3 protein-coding genes are annotated in these 2240 nt (G+C 66.1%); 2 read left to right on the top strand and 1 reads right to left on the bottom strand.

The genetic code is table 11. The features are described from left to right. The coding region (locus RUW20_RS06445) for an NAD(P)/FAD-dependent oxidoreductase (RefSeq protein ID WP_409559318.1) at window positions 1-939 on the top strand (939 nt) is incomplete at its 5' end. Window positions 940-963: 24 nt separating this feature from the next. On the opposite strand, the gene dksA is transcribed toward RUW20_RS06445, so the two are convergent. Beyond that, window positions 964-1395: an RNA polymerase-binding protein DksA gene (gene dksA / locus RUW20_RS06440; protein ID WP_313951376.1), complete on the bottom strand. Its 432-nt coding sequence runs from the start codon at window positions 1393-1395 to the stop codon at window positions 964-966. Between the two features lie 306 nt (window positions 1396-1701). On the opposite strand from dksA, the gene RUW20_RS06435 reads away from it, so the two are divergent. Continuing rightward, window positions 1702-2240: chromate transporter (locus RUW20_RS06435; RefSeq protein ID WP_313951377.1), on the top strand; the 539-nt coding region annotated here is incomplete at its 3' end.

Raw genomic sequence — 2240 nt, 5'->3', positions numbered from 1 at the left:
GAGATCCGTTTCCAGCAGCGGCTCACTGGCTTGCACCTTGAACAAGGTCGCGTGCGCGGCGTGACGCTGGCGTCCGGCGAAGAGCTGGCCGCCGAGCAGGTGATCCTGGCGCTCGGCCATAGCGCACGCGACACCTTCGAGAGGCTGCACAGCGCGGGCGTGTTCATGGAAGCCAAGCCGTTCTCGATCGGTTTTCGCATCGAGCATCCGCAGGCGCTGATCGACAAGGCACGCTTTGGCAGGCACGCCGGCAACCCGCTGCTCGGCGCCGCCGACTACAAACTGGTCCATCACTGCGGCAACGGACGTTCGGTGTACAGCTTCTGCATGTGCCCCGGCGGCACGGTGGTCGCGGCGACTTCCGAGGAAAACCGCGTGGTGACCAACGGCATGAGCCAGTATTCGCGCAACGAACGCAACGCCAACGCCGGCATCGTCGTCGGCATCACGCCGCTCGATTACCCGGGTGGGCCGCTGGCCGGCATCGAGTTGCAGCGACAACTGGAAACGCGCGCCTTCGAACTCGGCGGCAGCAGCTACGAGGCACCGGCGCAACTGGTCGGCGACTTCCTCGCCGGGCGGCCGTCGACGGTTCTCGGTGCGGTCACTCCCTCGTATCAACCGGGGGTGCGCCTGACCGATCTCGGCGAGGCCCTGCCGGACTACGCGATCGATGCGATTCGCGAGGCCTTGCCAGCCTTCGACCGCCAGATCAAGGGCTTTGCCATGGCCGATGCGGTGCTCACCGGCGTCGAGACGCGTACCTCCTCACCGCTGCGCATGACGCGCGGCGCCGATTTTCAGAGTGTGAACGTCCGCGGCCTGTATCCGGCCGGAGAGGGGGCCGGCTACGCCGGCGGCATCCTCTCGGCCGGCGTCGATGGCATCCGGGTGGCCGAGGCAGTGACGCGGGAAATGCTCAAGGCCGCGCCCGGCTAGCGCCGGACGGCGGCAGGGTGCCGTTCAGCCGCCGAAGCGGCGCTTCGACTGCTCGCGACGCTCCTGCGCTTCGAGGCACAGTTGTGCCGTCGGGCGGGCGAGCAGGCGGGCGATGCCGATCGGTTCACCGGTTTCCTCGCACCAGCCGTAGCTGCCGTCATCGATGTGTCGCAGCGCCTCGCGAATCTTCTGCAGCAGCTTTCTTTCACGATCGCGTACCCGCAGCTCCAGGGTGTGCTCCTCTTCGGTACTGGCGCGATCGATCCAGTCGGAACTGACTTCGCTCTCCTGCAGGTGACCTGCCGTCTCTTTCACTGCCGAGAGCAGAGCTTCCTCTTCATCGAGCAGGCGCTGGCGAAAGAAGGCGCGCTGTCCGGCCGACATGTACTCCTCGGGCGGCGCGGCCAGTAGCGTCGTCTCGGTTTCGGTGCTCTTTTTTTCCGCAAGCTTGACCATGTTCAGACTCCTTCACTTTGCGATTGGGCTCCGACCACCGGGGAGCTCCTTCCGTCGCTGCCTGATCAACAGTAAACACCGACCTCTTGCCACCGACGAGCCATGTTATCCCATTGCGTGCCGAGGTCGGGATTTCTCGAGGGCTTTTTTCGGCGCAAGGAGCGGACCTGTCGGGGGCCAGATCCGGGCACGCCGCCACGACAATCAGTGGCGACCGAGGCGATTGTGCTGCGGATGATTCGACCTCGCCATCCTTCCTCGTTTACCATCCGGCAGGATTTTTCAACATCAGTAGGGATCCCGCACATGACGTCGCCAGTAACAGACAGTGCAGTAGTCGAGCCGGCCCGGCCATGGACGCTCTTCCTGGTCTTCCTGCGCCTTGGACTCACCTCGTTTGGTGGCCCGGTCGCCCATCTGGGTTATTTCCGCGAGGAGTTCGTCAACCGCCGCCGCTGGCTCAGCGATCGCGCCTACGCCGATCTGGTCGCCCTTTGCCAGTTCCTGCCCGGGCCGGCGAGCAGTCAGGTCGGCATTGCGGTCGGGCTGTCACGGGCCGGCTATCTCGGTGCCCTGGCCGCATGGACCGGCTTTACCCTGCCGTCGGCAGTGGCCCTGATCCTCTTCGCCCTCGGCATCGCCACCGCGGGCGACGCCGTGCCGGCCGGGGTGCTGGATAGCCTGAAAGTCGTCGCCGTGGCGGTGGTCGCGCAAGCGGTATGGGGAATGGCGCGCAATCTGTGTACCGACACCGCGCGCATCTCGATCATGGCTGCGGCGACCTGCGTCGTGCTGGCCTGGCCCAGCGCCTGGGGGCAGGTCGGGGTGATCGTCGCCGCTGGCCT

Source organism: Accumulibacter sp. (assembly GCF_032229525.1).
Lineage (GTDB): Bacteria > Pseudomonadota > Gammaproteobacteria > Burkholderiales > Rhodocyclaceae > Accumulibacter.
Note: the sequence above shows the minus strand (reverse complement) of the source record. Positions and strands in the feature narration are given on the sequence as shown.

Excerpts from the sequence above, each read along its gene's own strand:
- dksA (WP_313951376.1), bottom strand. The coding sequence starts at position 1,395 with ATGGTCAAGCTTGCGGAAAAAAAGAGCACCGAAACCGAGACGACGCTA.